15 protein-coding genes are annotated in these 16,127 nt (G+C 51.8%); 14 read left to right on the forward strand and 1 reads right to left on the reverse strand.

The genetic code is table 11. From position 1 onward, the window contains the following. Positions 1-106: 106 nt before the first annotated feature. The 14 genes from AAGA79_RS05105 (at position 107) to AAGA79_RS05170 (ending at position 14,679) form a co-directional block, all read left to right on the forward strand. Complete coding sequence (locus AAGA79_RS05105) at positions 107-961, forward strand: fumarylacetoacetate hydrolase family protein (RefSeq protein WP_411827698.1); 855 nt, start codon at positions 107-109, stop codon at positions 959-961. Positions 962-1,030: 69 nt separating this feature from the next. Then, positions 1,031-1,627: a paraquat-inducible protein A gene (locus tag AAGA79_RS05110; protein WP_411827699.1), complete on the forward strand. Its 597-nt coding sequence runs from the start codon at positions 1,031-1,033 to the stop codon at positions 1,625-1,627. Positions 1,628-1,650: 23 nt separating this feature from the next. Then, positions 1,651-2,289 (forward strand): paraquat-inducible protein A, encoded by a 639-nt coding sequence (locus AAGA79_RS05115; protein ID WP_411827700.1) that lies wholly within the window; start codon positions 1,651-1,653, stop codon positions 2,287-2,289. Next, complete coding sequence (pqiB, locus tag AAGA79_RS05120; protein WP_411827701.1) at positions 2,286-3,953, forward strand: intermembrane transport protein PqiB; 1,668 nt, start codon at positions 2,286-2,288, stop codon at positions 3,951-3,953. Before AAGA79_RS05115 ends, pqiB begins: the two co-directional genes overlap by 4 nt. A 6-nt stretch (positions 3,954-3,959) precedes the next feature. Then, the gene (locus tag AAGA79_RS05125) at positions 3,960-4,523 is read left to right on the forward strand and encodes a membrane integrity-associated transporter subunit PqiC (RefSeq protein WP_411827702.1); all 564 of its coding nucleotides are present in this window, start codon (positions 3,960-3,962) and stop codon (positions 4,521-4,523) included. 60 nt (positions 4,524-4,583) lie between these two features. Continuing rightward, positions 4,584-4,937 (forward strand): HIT family protein, encoded by a 354-nt coding sequence (locus AAGA79_RS05130; protein WP_411828213.1) that lies wholly within the window; start codon positions 4,584-4,586, stop codon positions 4,935-4,937. Positions 4,938-4,957: 20 nt separating this feature from the next. Continuing rightward, positions 4,958-5,824 carry an ABC transporter ATP-binding protein gene (locus AAGA79_RS05135; RefSeq protein ID WP_411827703.1) on the forward strand — a complete coding sequence of 289 codons (867 nt, stop codon included), beginning with the start codon at positions 4,958-4,960 and terminating at the stop codon, positions 5,822-5,824. A 9-nt stretch (positions 5,825-5,833) separates the two neighbouring features. Beyond that, positions 5,834-6,763, forward strand: coding sequence for a hypothetical protein (locus AAGA79_RS05140; protein WP_411827704.1), 930 nt, complete (start codon positions 5,834-5,836; stop codon positions 6,761-6,763). A gap of 5 nt (positions 6,764-6,768) precedes the next feature. Next, positions 6,769-7,746 carry a hypothetical protein gene (locus tag AAGA79_RS05145; protein ID WP_411827705.1) on the forward strand — a complete coding sequence of 326 codons (978 nt, stop codon included), beginning with the start codon at positions 6,769-6,771 and terminating at the stop codon, positions 7,744-7,746. A gap of 112 nt (positions 7,747-7,858) precedes the next feature. Then, complete coding sequence (locus AAGA79_RS05150; protein WP_411827706.1) at positions 7,859-9,769, forward strand: hypothetical protein; 1,911 nt, start codon at positions 7,859-7,861, stop codon at positions 9,767-9,769. A gap of 71 nt (positions 9,770-9,840) precedes the next feature. Continuing rightward, positions 9,841-11,097 (forward strand): NADH dehydrogenase (quinone) subunit D, encoded by a 1,257-nt coding sequence (nuoD, locus tag AAGA79_RS05155; RefSeq protein ID WP_411827707.1) that lies wholly within the window; start codon positions 9,841-9,843, stop codon positions 11,095-11,097. Between the two features lie 12 nt (positions 11,098-11,109). Next, the gene (locus AAGA79_RS05160; protein WP_411827708.1) at positions 11,110-11,832 is read left to right on the forward strand and encodes a thioredoxin-like domain-containing protein; all 723 of its coding nucleotides are present in this window, start codon (positions 11,110-11,112) and stop codon (positions 11,830-11,832) included. Positions 11,833-11,873: 41 nt separating this feature from the next. Beyond that, on the forward strand, positions 11,874-12,404 hold the full coding sequence (locus AAGA79_RS05165) for an NAD(P)H-dependent oxidoreductase subunit E (RefSeq protein ID WP_411827709.1): 531 nt from the start codon (positions 11,874-11,876) through the stop codon (positions 12,402-12,404). A 139-nt stretch (positions 12,405-12,543) separates the two neighbouring features. Then, entirely contained in the window at positions 12,544-14,679 is a 2,136-nt protein-coding gene (locus AAGA79_RS05170) for an exonuclease domain-containing protein (protein WP_411827710.1), read from the forward strand. Positions 14,680-14,722: 43 nt separating this feature from the next. Here the strand turns inward: AAGA79_RS05170 and AAGA79_RS05175 are convergent, their stop codons facing one another. Next, positions 14,723-16,003 (reverse strand): argininosuccinate synthase, encoded by a 1,281-nt coding sequence (locus tag AAGA79_RS05175; RefSeq protein ID WP_411827711.1) that lies wholly within the window; start codon positions 16,001-16,003, stop codon positions 14,723-14,725. Positions 16,004-16,127: the final 124 nt, after the last annotated feature.

Genomic DNA, 16,127 nt, shown 5'->3' on the forward strand with positions numbered 1-16,127 from the left:
TGGGGTGACAATGTGCTTCTCTATCAGGGAATAGGCGAGGGATCATAGATTCGGACGGCCATCTCCGATATTGTATTCGGTGATATTTCGAGTAGATAAAGAAAGCATGAAACTTATTCGATTCGGGGAAGAGGGGCGTGAGGAGCCGGGTGTTTTACTGGATGACGGGCGTATGATTGACGCGAGCTCGGAATTTCTGGACTACGATGAGGCGTTTTTTGCGATGGGGGGACTCGATAGTATCCGTGAGTGGATCGGCGACGGATGCCTGGGTGGCCTGGAAATTCCGAAGGGGACACGGATAGGCCCCCCGGTGGACAGGCCCTCGAAAATTGTCTGCGTGGGGCAAAATTACATGGAGCATGCCCGGGAAATGGGAGGTGAGATTCCCACTGAACCGGTTCTTTTCATGAAAGCCAGCTCCGCATGGAGCGGGCCGCAGGATGATGTGGTGATGCCCCGTGGTGCGCGGCAGCTGGATTACGAGGTGGAACTGGCGGTGGTGATAGGGAAGGCGGCGAGCTATGTGTCCGAAAAGGATGCGCTTTCCCATGTGGCGGGATACTCGGTGTTTTGTGATTTTTCAGAACGGGCGTTCCAGAAGGAACGGGGTGGACAATGGACGAAGGGAAAGAGTGCGGATACGTTCGCACCGATGGGCCCTTGTCTGGTGACTGCGGATGAGATCGACGACCCGCAGGAATTACGGCTGTGGACGAAGGTAAACGGCGAAACGCGGCAGAGTAGCTGGACGAAGGATATGCTTTTTACCGTTCCGGAAATCATCAGCTACATCAGCCGTTTCATGACTTTGCTGCCGGGGGATGTGATAGCCACCGGAACTCCAAGTGGGGTGGCCATGGGAATGAATCCGCCACGTTTCCTGGAGCCGGGAGATCTTGTGGAATGTGGGGTTGCTCATTTGGGAGAGTTGACACACCGCGTGGTAGCGTCGAGATAGTGCCCACGCATTTTGAGAAGACGCCTTTCAATATTACCCTGGCCGAAGCCGAGGGGCGGGCCACATCATGTGATCTGCCATTTCTGCGATACGATCCATGAGGCTGAACCGATTCCGGAAGGCTCTCGTGTGAGTTGTGTCTGCTGTGATGCCACCCTGTATCAGAACAGGCCGGCCTCACTGGCGCGTGTGACATCATTTTCCGTAACCGCTCTTTTGCTGATGCTGGTGGTGCATACCGCTCCTTTCATTACGATGGATGCCGCGGACCTGCGGACGAAGCTGACACTGCCCGGGGCGGCGATGACTTTGATAGAAGAGGGATCACCGATCGTGGGTGTGGGTGTTGCACTCTTCACCATTGTGACCCCGTTTGTGCTTTCGAGTGGGTTGGTCTACGTCTGTGCACCATTGATGTTCGGGAAGAGCGCGCCGGGCGCTATGACGGTGACCCGCTGGATGAACCGGACAGAGCCATGGAATATGATCGAGGTATTTCTCCTGGGCGTTCTGGTGAGTCTTCTGAAGCTGGGGCATCTTGCGGAACTGCACTTCGGGATAGGATTCTGGGCCTTTACCGTGCTGATGTTTTGCATGGCTGCGGCAACAGCTGCGATCGATAGACAGGAATTGTGGGATCGCCTGGAGGTGGCGAACGAGAAATGAAAGAGGTGGGCGATATTACCAAAATGCCCCGCGGAATCGATCGGGGTCTGGCCGGCTGCCATGTGTGCCATAAGGTGGCACCGGTATCGGTGGAGCGTTGTCCACGGTGCGGATCCCACCTTCACCTTAGGAAAAAGGATAGTATTGCACGGACGTTGGCTTTGGTCGTGGCATCCGCGGTAATGTATGTGCCGGCGAATATTCTGCCGATCATGAATTTCCGTGAGCTGGGGGTGCGCACGGAGAGCACGATTATTTCCGGTCTGATCCAGTTCTGGAACGCTGGTTCATATCCCATCGCACTGGTTATTTTCACCGCATCAATTCTTATCCCTTTCATGAAAATTGCATCCCTGCTTTGGCTGTGCGCTGCGGCGAAGGGAAAGATCCCGAATTCGGGGAAGACCTTGGGAAAGGTCTATTGGATTACCGAGCTTTTGGGGCGGTGGTCGATGGTCGATATTTTTGTAGTGGCGATACTAGTCACAATGGTGCAACTGGGGAACTACATGAGGGTAACTCCCGGGCCGGGTGCTTTGGCATTTGCTTCAGTGGTTATCCTAACGATGTTTGCAGCAATGAGCTTTGACCCGAAATTACTTTGGGACCAGCTTGACTCCCCTCCGGAAAAGACCGGACCTAATCCCGATAACGAACCGTGACTCAACCTAGCAAGACTGCCGCCAAGCCCAAATCCCGTCCCGCACAGCGATGGAATGTTGTCTGGGTCGTCCCTATTCTAGCGATTATCATCGGTGGGTGGATGCTTTATAAAAATATCAGCTCGAAAGGGCCGGAAATCCGTATCCGTTTTGAAACAGCGGATGGCATTGTGGCTGGAAAAACCGAGATCAGGTGCAGGTCCGTTACGATCGGTCGGGTGGACAGAGTCGAACTGGCGGAGGACCTGAACTCGGTTCTGGTCTATTGTGAGCTGGGCCAGGACAGTGATTCGTTTCTGAGAAAAGGGACGAGGTTCTGGGTGGTTCGTCCACGTGTTTCCGCGGCAGATGTTTCCGGCTTGGGAACTTTGCTTACAGGTGCCTATATCGAGCTGGAGCCTGGTGCCGGTGAAAAGGGTCCGAGAAATTTCAAAGGGCTTGAGATTCCGCCCGCAACAAGCAGGAGCGTTCCTGGACTGAGGCTTACATTGATAACAGAGGATGCTGGTCCGCTTTCCCCCGGATCCCCGATTTATTACCGTGGGTTCGAAGTCGGCCGGATCGAGAGCCGCAGGCTGGATACGGACCGCAGGCGTATTCTTTACGAGGCATTCGTTGAGGAGGAATATCAGGACCTAGTAAGGAAGAATACCCGATTCTGGAATACCAGCGGTATCGATATTTCCGGTGGTGTGGATGGCTTCAAAGTCAGGACGCCATCGATTCAAGCGATGGTTTCAGGTGGCGTATCATTCGCTGTAGAAGAAGGAATGCGTCTCGGTGAACTGGCTGAAGACGGCACTGTTTTCGTCTTGCACGAGGATGCCGCATCAGCTGATTCCTCGTCGTTCGAGCCTACGCTCAGGGTATTGCTCCTATTTGACCAGAGTGTGCGTGGTTTGAGTAAATCCGCTCCCGTCCAGTATCGTGGTATCACCATTGGCCGGGTGGCGAATATTTCGTTCGACTACATTCCCGATACCGATAACCAGAAGGTTCCGGTATTGGTGGAGGTGGATCCCAATTTGCTTCGTGCATCGACCGGAAGAATCGCTGCCGAAGATGAGATTCCACAACTTGAGGCTGCCGTGAGGAAAGGGCTGCGCGCTTCACTGAAAACCGGAAGTCTGCTCACCGGTGCGCTTTACGTGGATTTCGATTATTACGATGATCAGGGATACTATAGTGAGTTGTCATATCAGGCTGAGTTTCCTGTGATCCCGACGATTCCTTCAGGTTTCGCCCAGATCGAGGTGCGTTTGGCATCGATCATGGAGAAAATCGACAAGCTGCCGTTTGAACAGACTGTAAATCAAGTGAACGAGCTCACGGCAACGACCAAGGTGACCGTGGAAGACGCGAAAGCGGCAATCAAGGAGATCGAGCAAGCGGCGGCTGCAGCGAAGGAAACGATGAACGATCCAAGTTTCCGCTCATTGCCGGATGATATTTCCAAGGCCCTGGCTGAGGTGGAGCAATCCGTGACCAGTATTGGTCCGAAGGGGACCTTGCAGGGGGACTTCCTGAGAACGCTTGATGAGCTGCGTGCCTCGATTAGATCATTCGAGGTGCTGACGAACACTATTCAGGAGAAACCGAATTCTCTTTTCTTCGGAAAGGATACGAGCGGAAATCCAAAACCAAGAGCTGCAGGCAGCCGCTAAATTTTCATGAAAAAGAACCTTTTTATACTACTCCTGGCGTTTGCTTTGGCTGGCTGCTTCGGACGCGCTCCCACATTTTATTTGCTAAGCGCTGAAGGAGAAGCTCCTTCCGGCGGTGGCGTGGGAATCGGGGTAGGGCCGGTTAGCCTCGCCGAATACGTGGATCGGGAGAATTTGGTCATTCAAACAGGACCGAATGAAATCCAGATCGCTGAAAGTCATTTGTGGGCTGGAGACCTGGACGCATCCGTCAAGAGGGTGCTGGCAGTGAATCTCGGACGCAGGCTCAATACAGGAAATGTCCAGACCTATCCATGGCTGCGTGAGAGCGAACTGGATTACCAGGTGGTTGTGGATATCCGCCAGTTTGTGGCGGGAGATGATGGATACGCTTTTGTGGAAGCTGCGTGGCGCGTGTATTCCCTGCCAGGTTCGCAGTTGGTGGTTTCCGATACATTTTCCGGGAAGGAGCCAATCGCGGCAGAAGATTATGCTTCAGTCGTTGCTGCTGAATCGAAGCTTCTAGGTCGTCTTTCGGCGGAGATTGCCGGGAAAATCAAATCGAACTAGGTTATGGGCTTTGAATTGCACGAGCGGCTGGCCGCGGGGTTCTTTCCAATAGTGGAGAAGATGGGGTGTCGGATAATGATGAAGAATGAGACCCAGTTTCCATGGTTTATCGTGGTTCCTGAAGTCGAGGAAGGTGTGGAGGATTTACATCAGCTCGGTCCTGAAAAATTCTCCGAGGTCATGGAAGTGGTGCGCGAGGTTTCACTATTTGTGTCCGCGTATTTCTCTCCTGAGAAACTGAATGTGGCGTGTATTGGAAATGCCGTCCGGCAGATGCACATCCATGTGGTGGCTCGCTCGCCCGAAGATCCTGCCTGGCCGGGAGTCGTTTGGGCACATTCGGAAAAGAGCAAGTTTATGAATAGTGCGGAGAAGGAGTTGGTATCAGCCGCGAGAGAAGCTCTGAGCGCTTAAATAGAAAGCTTTAATTTGCTATGAACGATGCACAGCCAGCAGTGGAAATCCGACATTTGGTCAAGGATTTCAAAACTTCGTTTCGCCGCAAGCCATTGCGTGCGGTTGATGATGTTTCGATCCGGATCATGCCGGGGGAGGTTTATGGCCTGATCGGGCCGAATGGATCGGGGAAGTCCACTACAATGAAAGCCCTGCTCGGGTTGGTAGCTCCCAGCTCCGGCGAGTGCGCTATTTTCGGAAAGGATTCCATGAAGGTGGATTCACGGAACGAAGTGGGATTTCTTCCTGAAAATCCATACTTCTATAAACATCTGAGCGGTGAGGAAACTTTGAAATTCTACGGAAAGCTCTGTGGAATCAGGGGGAGTAAGTTACGGGATCGGGTAAAGGAACTACTGGAGTTGGTCGACCTTGAGAATGCAAGGTATAGGAGGATCGGTGGTTACTCGAAGGGGATGTTGCAAAGGATCGGGTTGGCTCAGGCGCTGATCCAGGAGCCCAGGCTGGTTATTTTGGATGAGCCGACTGCGGGGGTGGATCCCGTGGGTTCACGTGAGATCCGGGATTTGATTTTCAAGCTGCGGGAGCGGGGAATTACTGTGTTTCTTTGCTCTCATTTGCTGGAGCAGGTGCAGGAAGTTTGTGACCACGTTGGTATCATTTTTAAGGGAAAAATGGTTAAAGAGGGAAGATTGGAAGACCTGATCGCAATTGAGGATCAGACCGAGCTCGTGCTGAAAAACGCCAGTCCGGATCTGGTTTCGGAAATCGAGACGATGATCGCGAAGGACAGTCGCGCGGAGCTGGTGAGATCAGGTAAGCCGCGCACCACGCTGGAAAGGCTTTTCCTGCGGGAGACGCAAAACCGTGAAGATACCAAATAAAATTTCCCGATGAGCATAGCATCTTCCCAAACATCAGTTTTCTCCCACGCGAGGCGTATCGTGGTAATCGCACTTCATGCGTTCACCCAGCTTGTGAGAATGAAGGTTTTCTATTTCCTGGCGTTCTTCGCGGTGATTCTTATCGCTAGTAATTTTTTCAGCCTGCCACAGCACGAAGGACCGGAAGCGGCCGGCGTGAATGTTCTAAGATCGATTAAGAGCTGGTCTCTTGGGGCAATGACGTTGTTTTCCGTGGTTCTCTCGATTGTAGCGACCGCGCTTTTGCTTCCGAAGGATATTGAGGACCGGACATTATACACAATTCTTGCGAAGCCTGTTCCGCGGGTGGATTATCTTGCCGGGAAATTGCTCGGGGTGCTGTTATTGGTTTTTGTTTCATTGGCACTGATGGATGTGCTGATGGTCGGGATCCTTCATCTGAGGACGAATATGGTTCTGACGGAGCAGATGGAGATGGCCGCTGCGCTGAAATGGCCGCCGGGTGATGTGGCACTCCTGAAAAGTGATATTCTATCCCAAGGGCCCACCTTTTCTCTGCAGGGCGCGGTGTTCGCGGTTTTTCTGAGGTCCTCGATTATAGCTTCGATGGCGCTGCTGATATCTACCTTTTCCAGTAGCACGCTTTTCACGACAATTATCAGTTTCCTGATCTATTTTATCGGCCATTTCCAGGCGGATGCTAGAGCTGCATTCCTTGGTGGAGAAGCGGGGGTGAGCGATGGTTTTCTTACGAAGGTAGTCACATTGCTGGTCTCTCTGGTATTGCCTGATTTCCAGCTATTCAATGTGATCGATGCGGTGATTGAGGGGCAATTGATGCCGCTGATGATCGTGGGCAAACTTGCATTGGTTGGCTTGTTCTATGCGGTGTTCTACATTGTGGCATCGTGGTTCATTTTTGCGAAAAAGGAGTTTTAGTGGAAATGACCCAGAGTAAGCGATATTTGGTTCTGGGCTTGGCGATCCTTGGTTTTGGAGCGGTACGTTTGCCATTCGAACAAGGGCTGGCTGTTGAACTGGAGGAGGCGAAGCTGATGCCTCCGAAGTTGGACGTGACGACAGGCGATAGAATCGGGCAGACGTTTTCCGCGGTTTCACTGGGAGGCTTGCGCACTCTGGTGGCCACTTTTATGAACCTACGGGCCTTCGGTTTCTTTACCGAACAGCGCTGGGCGGATGTGGAAAGCGCCTTCGAAACGATCGTGGATCTTGCCCCAAGGACGCGTTATTACTGGGAAACGGGAAGCTGGCATCAGGCTTACAATGCCTCGGCCTTTTATCTCTACGGCGAGAGCGAGCTGCCTGCTCTGCGTAGGAAGCTTAGCTGGCGCGAATCAGTCCTGAAGGGGCGGGAGTTTTTAAAAAGAGGTATCCGAAATAACCCCGAAGACCCTATTTTGCATGAGAGCCTGGCGCGGCTCTTGTCGGATTCCAACAAGATAGCTGCCTTTGAATCGGTTCCTGATGCATATGAGGAGGCGTATGAGCAATATATGGCTGCGCTGCAGACCGGAAAATCCCGCGGATATACGAAGCGGGCAGCGCTTTATGTGCTGGCACGTGTACCCGGACGTGAGAGCGAGGCGCTGGCGATGCTGGAGGAAATGGAGAGGGAGCAGCACCACCTTTTTCCCACCCAGCGGGGTCTATTCTATACCTTGAGTTATCATGAGAACCCCGATCAGGATGTCATGTCGCTGGTGGATTCCGTATTCAAGGACAGGCGGGATGCCTACGATGTTCTCGGTAACCAATGGCTGAGGACGCGCGATCATTTCCCCATGTTCGGCGTGGCCAAAGCTTTGAAGCTCTTGGAAAAAGATCTCAAGGTGCCGGATGAGAAGAGCATCTTCAAGGTGCACCTGCAGTCGCCGATGAGTCTGGATGATGAGTTTCGATGAACTGGCTGCTTTTTCTCCCATTTTCCCCGAAATCCAAATTGCTTTGCGGGAAAACGTCTTGTGAAACAAGTGAAAGCCACCCAAGCTGGCTCCAGTATCCAAAGTCTGAACCATGCCCAGTGATCATCCATTCCAGCAGCTATTTGAAACCTTCGGAAAACTTCCCCCCGCTCACTCCGAAGAAGTAAATAAAGCAGCCAGGGAAACAATGAAGGACTGGCTTGCCGTTCCTTTGGGGAAACCGGGACATTGCATTTTGCTGAAGGCTCCGAGAGCCGGCCACGGTAAAACACATTTGCTGACAAGGCTTCAGCATGAGTTGGGCGGCACGCATGAGTTTATTCCTCTCCACGCGATTGGTGGCAGCCGGATTGATGCTTCCACTGTTTTGGACGATACCCTGCGCCGTCTTGTAAGAAGTTTACCTGCAGCAGGCGGACTGACGGTTCTGGATCTGATCACACGCCGTCTATTTTCCGGAGCACTGCAGCCATTGGTGAATTCCGGAGAGGTTCCTTGTCAAGACAGGGAAGGGGCATTGGCCGCGTTACGCACCCGGCCGATCGAAACTTTTGATTTCCACCATCCCGGCGCGGTCACGGCCCATTGGGCACGGGAAAATTTCGAACTTCTAGGGCCGCGTCTTTCCCTGGAGATGGCGCAGCGCAATGGACTTTCCCTGCGGGAAGTTTCCTTCTGGGTGGATGCGATGTTCCGGTTTGCTGCGACGCCGATCGACAGTCCGGGCCGCAGTCGCGCTCTCGCTGCAACGGTTTTTGATGATTCGACATCCGATTTCGCCGCCCATGAACGGCTGATGGCATTGCTGGGGCTGGTGACATCCATTATGCGTGTCGTGCTTATCGCCGATGAGCTCGAAGGATTCTCATCGGACGAATCTGCCGCGCTCAAGCTTGCATCCTTCCTCGGTAGCATGCGCCAGGCTGTGGATAAGGTAGATGTGGTCCTTTCAATTAACCAAGACGTTTGGGAAAGTGCTTTCCTGCCACGACTCAGTGGAGGACTGGCAGATCGATTGTCTGAAGTTGTCATACAGCTTGAGCCGCTCGATAAGGATACGATGAAGGCGATCATTGAATCCAGGGCTCCTGGAGATGGAGACGAACTTTTGAAGCGTCTCGGTGAAAATGATCTTCCTGACCATGCACGAGGATTGATCAAACGCGCGGGCGAAGCCTGGCAGAAAGCGGAAGCTGAGCATAATAATCTGCAGGCGGGTATGATTTCACCCGAGCCGGAAGAGGCAAAGGAGAAGCCAGATGCCGAGCCGATCGAAGACGAGCCGATCGAAGATGAACCAATCAATCATTTACCTGCTGATGAACCCTCACCCGCAAGTCAGGTTCCTGCCGAAGAACCAGCTCCTTCATTTGCAGAACCCGAGCAGTCTAAATTTTCACCTGAGGCTGCAATCGCTGCCTTCAGCGCAACTGATCTGAATGAACCGCTCGAAGAAAGCACCGGGCCGGAGGAGGTGAATACTCCGCCTGCTTTTGAGCCAGCACTTGAAAACCCGTTCATGGCTCAATCCTGGCCTTCCCCTGAGGTGCCCGAGGAGAATCCGGAAAAATTGGAAGAGGTATTCTCTGTAAATCCTTCTCCTGCTCCGGATTCATTCAATCCGCCAGTTCAGATTCCGACCGAAAATCCGTTTCAGGCTCCGCCAGCAGAAACACCGGCACAGAGTTTTCCGCAGCCACCACCTAATGTTCCCGTTCAGGAGAGCCGATTTCAGGCAGCCCCACCTCAGCCCCCGATTCAGCAACAGCCTTTTGTTGAAGAGCAATCTCCGGTTTTCCAACAGGCTCCCCCTGTGACACCTCCACCCGCTCCCCAATTTGAAGCATTCTCCACCCCGGACAGTAACCCGGAACCGTCCCAGAACCCGTTTACTGCGGCACCTCCGCATAACGAAAGCAACTCGGACGGCGAGACCGATAGTAATACCGACCGTGTGGATGATCTTCTGAAGCAGTTCCGTGAACGTTACGGAAAAAGTTAATTTCATCAAAAAACTGACAAAGCCCTTGCGATCACCGCGCCTTTGGGTGCTTATTTCTGCCAAGCGAACACATGAGTATTTCCAAAGAATATGAAGCCCCGGATACTCTGGGAAAGGCCGCCAAGGCCGTAGAATCTTATCAGGAGGAAACCGACGACCTCGTAGGTGAGCGTATGGTTCTGAACATGGGGCCGTCACATCCGGCTACCCACGGTGTTCTGCGCCTGATTCTTGAACTCGATGGCGAGGTCATCCACTCCGCTGAGCCGGACGTAGGTTTCCTGCATCGTGGTGATGAGAAAATCGCGGAGAACATGCATTACAATCAGTTTGTTCCCTACACGGACCGCTTGGACTATCTTGCGCCGCTGGCGAACAACGTTGCCTACGCATGCGCTGTGGAGAAACTGATGGGCTGGGAGCTGCCTCCGCGCGGCCAGGCACTTCGAGTTCTTTGCTGCGAGCTTGCACGGATTTCCGCGCACATGCTCGGCGTAGGCGTTTGCGCGATGGATGTCGGTGCGATGACCGTTTTCCTATACACATTTACTGAAAGGGAAAAGGTTTACAACCTTTGCGAGCAGCTGACCGGTGCCCGCTTCACTACCTCATACACACGCGTGGGTGGCCAAGTGCGCGATATGCCGGCTGGTTTCGATCAAGCGGTCAGAACGTTCCTTGATGAGTGCGAGGTCACCATCGGAGAAATTTCCAAACTGCTCGATAACAACAAGATCTTCCGCGACCGGATGATGGATGTTGGTGCAATCAGCAAGGAATCCGCAATTTCCTTCGGAATGACAGGACCCAATCTCCGCGCCTCGGGTGTGGATCGTGATCTTCGCAAGAACAGCCCATACCTCGGCTACGAGAAATATGACTTTGATGTGCCGATCGCTGAAGAAGGCGACTGCTACGCACGCTATCAGATCCGTATGGAGGAAATGCGTCAATCGATCAGAATCTGTAAACAGGTGCTGGATACAATGCCGGACGGTCCTGTGAACCTTGCGGACTCGAAGAGTATGCTGCCCGCTAAAGAGCGCGTGCTAATGTCGATGGAAGAGTTGATTCATCACTTTATCGTAGCCACGCAAGGCATTGATGCGCCAGAAGGAGAAGTTTACTTCGCCGCGGAAAACCCGAAGGGCGAGCTAGGTTTCTACATCCACTCCAAGGGCGGGGGAGTTCCCAATCGCCTGAAGATCCGTAGTCCTTCCTATTGCAACCTTTCCATCGTTTCAAAATTGCTCCCGGGACACATGGTCTCCGATATTCCAGCGATTCTCGGATCACTGGACTTCGTGATGGGTGAGTGCGATCGCTAAACTTCAATCTCGATGAAATTTCCGCTTATTTTTCTTAGTTCGATCCTTCTTACCGGAGTTTCGTATGGCGAATTCCGCACGTGGACACGGAATGACGGGAAATCCGCGGAACTGGAGCTAACAAAGACCAGCGGCGAAGTCGGTTCCAAGGTTGGGACCTTCAAAATGAGGAATGGACGTTTGGTTGATTTACCCTCTGTCGCTTTATCCACCGAGGATGCGAAGCTTGTCGAGGAGTGGAAGTCAGAATCACAGATCGCCGAAGAAAGCGCTTCAGCTACGGAAAGTGTTTTCGACGAACTCCTCGAGGGGAATCTGGAAAAATTCGATGGCAGGTCACTAAAGCGCTACGAGCTGGAGCAGAAGCCGACTAAATATTATCTTTTCTACTACACGGCATCCTGGTGTCCGCCGTGTCAAAAGTTCACTCCAGATCTTGTAAAGTTCTACAAATCGAAGAGACCAAAGCATGACGAATTTGAAATCGTCCTTGTGACATCCGATGACAATGAGGATGCGATGGAAGGCTACGCAAAAGAAAAAAAGATGGAATGGCCTCATCTGAAGCTCTCGAAGGTTGATAATTTCAAAAAAACCTTCAAGCACCCGGGGACCGGAATTCCTAACCTCGTCCTAACAGACCTGGAAGGGAATCTTATAAAGACCAGCTATGTAGGTAAGGATTACATGGGGCCGGCATCCGTAATGAATCATCTGGAAGGTCTACTGAAGTAGGTCTAGAAAATCCAATTAGTAAACATTTTTAAATATCACCCATGTCAGACTCACCGACATCAGTTTCACCGTTTCCCCCATTTGAAAACAGCACAGAGCTGGAAAAAGAGGCCGACGAAAGAATTTCCCACTACTCCGAGAGTAAGCGTTCCGCCGTTCTTCCTTTGCTTCATATTGTGCAGCATAAATTTGGCTTCATCTCGCCGGAGTCAATCGATTGGGTAGCTGAAAAACTCGAGCTGGAGCCCATCAAGGTTCTGGAAGTCGTGACGTTCTACCCGGGTTTCCGACAATACGCGCCGGGTAAATATCATATCCGCGTTTGCAGGACTCTTTCCTGCGCGATGGGTGGCAGCGGTGAACTGATGGAGAATCTCTGCAAGGAATTTGGCATCGATCGCACAGCTGCGGATCCTCATCATCACCCGATCAGTGTTTCCCCTTGCGGTAAATACTCGGTGGAATTTGCCGAGTGCCTTGCATCGTGTGGCACTGCTCCAGTTTGCCTCGTGAATGACGATTTCTACGAGGGAGTGGATGTGGACATGATGAAAAAGGCCTGTTCTGAATAATTCCTCTCCAGAGTGCCAGGCAGGTTCATAAGCTCTCTTATCAAGACGGGCAGATGAATGGGAGTTTTCAAGGTTATCTCAGAAATTACTAGTGTTCGCTTGAATAATTGATAGGAGCTTGCATGGTGGTTTTGCGCTTATGGCCCGAAACCAAGTCACTCTTAAAACGTTCTATTATCTCGATCATTTTCTGGAAATGATCGAATTCGTTGAGCGTCACTATGAATGGATTCTTGGCGAGCTGGATAGAAATTATATCGCCGATTTCAAAAATCTCGGGAGAGAGGCGCAGTGCCTGAAGGTACGGATGGTGAACCGGAAGGGTAGTGTGTTTCGGTTGAATTTATTGAAATATGCCGAGATTACCGATCTTTCTCTGCAGGCTGGATTACTCGAAGAAAAAGGATTTTTACGAAGGGCGGGGCAGAATGATTTCCGGAGGCTTCTGGAGTCCCTTACGTCAAAAGAGCTTGCAGGGATGCTTCGAGTTTCCGATCGGCGGACTACTCCACTATCGGGGCTGAAGAAATCAGAGCTATTGGATCTCTGTGAAAAGGTTTGTGAATTCCACGAGATACCCGATGGGGAATCGTTCGTTGTTCTTCAGCGTGAGCCTATCTTATCCTTTCTGATCTTTCTATATTTCGGAAAGCGGCGGGATGGCCTGCAGGCCTTCACACTGCGGGATCTGGGAATTGTGAAGACCAGATCCGGTCAGAAAAAATTCGAGGTCAGATTCAAGGATAGGGTTAGTGCTGATTGTGCCTTCTTCTACTCGAACATAGCGGATGAGATTTCTAGAGCTCCCAATGATCGGCTTTCTAAATTTGTCTCCGGGATAGTGAATTGGCCGGTAGGGAAAGGTTTGAAGAATAGGGCTCTGCGGGATAATGAGCTCAACCGGTTGGGAGCGAAACTGGAAAGGGCCGGGCTTTATACCGAGGCGCTACAAGTTTATCGGGACAGCCAAAGCCACCCAGCAAGAGAGAGGATCTGCAGGATCGAGTATACGAGGGGGCAGAAGGATCTCGTTAAAGAGAATTTGGAGAAGATCTTCGAAGATCCACTCTCGGATGAGGAGTTGTTATTCGCAGTGGACTTCCATGAGAGAAAGTTTGGGACCAGAAAATACGGGAAGTTGACAGAAATGCTTAAGGAAGCGCCGGTGATCAGGGTCGACGAGGCGTTTCGTGACAGTGCCGAGCGGGCTGCATTGGCGAACATTCGCGAAAGTGGGGTTGAGGCATATTTCACTGAAAACGATCTTTGGAGGACACTTTTTGGTGTTCTGTTTTGGGAGGAAATCAGCAACTCCGATACGCAGAACGAGTTTGATATACGTCCTACGCAGCTTTTGGATGGAAGTTTTTACGAAAGGCAACGTGTCGGTATTGAGCAAAAGTTTGAGCTACTGAGAGTTGGCAGGGCAGATACACACGTAATGGAGGTGTTCAAACTGCACTTTGGAACTGCGAATGGTGTCTTTCACTGGGATAGGAAGCGCGAAGAAGTGTTGCTAGCGTTTTTACGGAATGCGGACGCGGAATCGGTTATTATAATTTTGCGCCGGGTTGTTAAAGACTTCCGTAGAAACCTGAAAGGCTACCCTGACCTGATGGTAGTAGAAGATAGGCGGATTCGATTTGTGGAGATAAAAGGTGAGGGTGATCAGATCAGAAGGCATCAGCTTGTCCAGATGGAGGCGCTGGAGGAAGCGGGTTTTGATGTGGGGGTGATGAGGGTAGAGTGGCACGTCAACCCTGATCAGGAGTATGTTGTGGTCGACCTAGAAACGACCGGAGGTCGCTCGGAATACCATAGGATAACTGAAATTGGTGCCGTAAAGTTGAAAGGAAACGAGGTGGTCGGACGATTTACGACCTTGGTGAACCCTGGCCGGATGATTCCGAAAAAAATCGTAAAGCTGACAGGTATTAGCGACGAGATGGTTTCGAATGCTCCAGAATTTGAAAAAGTTGCATCTAAGTTTCGCGAGTTTGTAGGCGATGCGGTTTTCGTAGCCCATAGCATCAATTTTGACTATGGATTCATCCGCGATGAATTCCGCAGGATTGGGGAGGAGTTCCGATGTCCCACCTTGTGCACGGTTGTCGGCATGCGGAAGTTTTACCCTGGCCTGCCTTCCTATGGGCTGGCTGCCTTGGCTCGGGAATTTCAGATTCCACTGAACAGTCACCACCGTGCGATGTGTGATGCTAAAGCGACTGCCGGGTTGCTAAAGCTTATCAATGGCAAGCGTTTAGCGGGTAGATAAAAAGGGAAGGCGAAATTAATCCGCCTTCCCTTCATTCCGGAGATTACTTTTGGTTCGCGACTGCCTTCAACCTAAGAGCGTTCAGGGCGATGAAACCGGTAGCATCATTCTGGTTATATGCTTCTTCCTGTCCACCTTCCATGGTGGCGATAGCTTCGGAATACATGCTGTGCGGGCTACGACGTCCTGCCTGGAGGACATTTCCTTTGTAGAGTTTTAGACGAACTTCACCCGAAACTTTCTTCTGTGTTTCGGTGACGAGTGCCTGGATAGCCTCGCGCTCTGGAGAGAACCAAAAGCCGTTGTAGATGAGTTGAGCGTATTTCGGGATCAATGAGTCACGCACATGCATGGCTTCACGATCCATGACAAGAGTCTCGAGATCGCGGTGGGCTTCGAGGAGAATTGTGCCACCTGGTGTTTCATAAACGCCGCGTGACTTCATGCCGACGAAGCGGTTTTCGACGATGTCGATACGTCCGATACCGTTGCGGCCGCCGAGTAGATTCAGCACGCGCATTACACCGTACGGGCTAAGGAGAGTATAGCCGTCCTGCTGGCCAGTTGATTTCACATCACCTAGCTCGGTGAGGAGTGAGTCGATGTTTTCGTGTTTGAGGCCAATCGCGTTGCCCTTTTCAAAGAGGACCTCGATATACTCAGCTCTGTCCGGTGCGTCTTCCGGGGAAACGGATAGGACGTACATATCGGCATCCTCGGGAGTGGTGGCATCATACCAGGGATCTTCCATTGCACCGGCTTCGAAGGAGATATGTAGTAGGTTACGGTCCATGCTGTATGGCTTCTTCATGGAGGCCTTTACTGGAATATTGTTCTCTTGGGCATAAGCGATCATCTCCGCACGGCCCGGGAATTCTTTCCGGAATTCCTCATCGCGCCATGGAGCGATGCATTTTACGTTTGGAGCAAGAGCTGCGGAGGAAAGTTCAAAGCGAACCTGGTCATTGCCTTTTCCGGTAGCGCCGTGGGCTATCGCATCCGCTCCTTCGGCGAGGGCGATCTTGATCATGTCGTTGGTAATACACGGGCGGGCGATTGAAGTGCCCAAGAGGTAGCGACCCTCGTATATGGCGCCAGCCTGGATCATAGGGAAAATGTAGTTCGCCGCGAAATCCTCCTTGAGGTCTCCGATGAAACATTTGGAAGCTCCAGTGGACAATGCTTTGGCCTCAAGGCCGTCCAATTCGTCACCTTGTCCAACATCGGCACAGTAGGCGATGATCTCAGCGTTGTATTTATTCTTGAGCCAGAGGAGGAGGACGGAGGTATCGAGGCCTCCCGAGTATGCTACGACAATTTTCATGGAAATATCAAAATTCAGGGTTCAACACCCGAAGAGGTGGGTGCGGATAACAGCGGCAGGGTAGGAGGGCGGTGGCGATTTCAAAGTAAAATTGAAGGCAAGTGCTGATTTACCACTGAGGTGT

The sequence above is a fragment of the Luteolibacter sp. AS25 genome (genome assembly GCF_046736275.1).
Taxonomy (GTDB): domain Bacteria; phylum Verrucomicrobiota; class Verrucomicrobiia; order Verrucomicrobiales; family Akkermansiaceae; genus Luteolibacter.

Excerpts from the sequence above, each read along its gene's own strand:
- AAGA79_RS05105 (WP_411827698.1), top strand. The coding sequence starts at position 107 with ATGAAACTTATTCGATTCGGGGAAGAGGGGCGTGAGGAGCCGGGTGTT.
- AAGA79_RS05115 (WP_411827700.1), top strand. The coding sequence starts at position 1,651 with ATGCCCCGCGGAATCGATCGGGGTCTGGCCGGCTGCCATGTGTGCCAT.
- AAGA79_RS05125 (WP_411827702.1), top strand. The coding sequence starts at position 3,960 with ATGAAAAAGAACCTTTTTATACTACTCCTGGCGTTTGCTTTGGCTGGC.
- AAGA79_RS05130 (WP_411828213.1), top strand. The coding sequence starts at position 4,584 with ATGGGGTGTCGGATAATGATGAAGAATGAGACCCAGTTTCCATGGTTT.
- AAGA79_RS05135 (WP_411827703.1), top strand. The coding sequence starts at position 4,958 with ATGAACGATGCACAGCCAGCAGTGGAAATCCGACATTTGGTCAAGGAT.
- AAGA79_RS05140 (WP_411827704.1), top strand. The coding sequence starts at position 5,834 with ATGAGCATAGCATCTTCCCAAACATCAGTTTTCTCCCACGCGAGGCGT.
- AAGA79_RS05145 (WP_411827705.1), top strand. The coding sequence starts at position 6,769 with ATGACCCAGAGTAAGCGATATTTGGTTCTGGGCTTGGCGATCCTTGGT.
- AAGA79_RS05150 (WP_411827706.1), top strand. The coding sequence starts at position 7,859 with ATGCCCAGTGATCATCCATTCCAGCAGCTATTTGAAACCTTCGGAAAA.
- nuoD (WP_411827707.1), top strand. The coding sequence starts at position 9,841 with ATGAGTATTTCCAAAGAATATGAAGCCCCGGATACTCTGGGAAAGGCC.
- AAGA79_RS05160 (WP_411827708.1), top strand. The coding sequence starts at position 11,110 with ATGAAATTTCCGCTTATTTTTCTTAGTTCGATCCTTCTTACCGGAGTT.
- AAGA79_RS05165 (WP_411827709.1), top strand. The coding sequence starts at position 11,874 with ATGTCAGACTCACCGACATCAGTTTCACCGTTTCCCCCATTTGAAAAC.
- AAGA79_RS05170 (WP_411827710.1), top strand. The coding sequence starts at position 12,544 with ATGGCCCGAAACCAAGTCACTCTTAAAACGTTCTATTATCTCGATCAT.
- AAGA79_RS05175 (WP_411827711.1), bottom strand. The coding sequence starts at position 16,003 with ATGAAAATTGTCGTAGCATACTCGGGAGGCCTCGATACCTCCGTCCTC.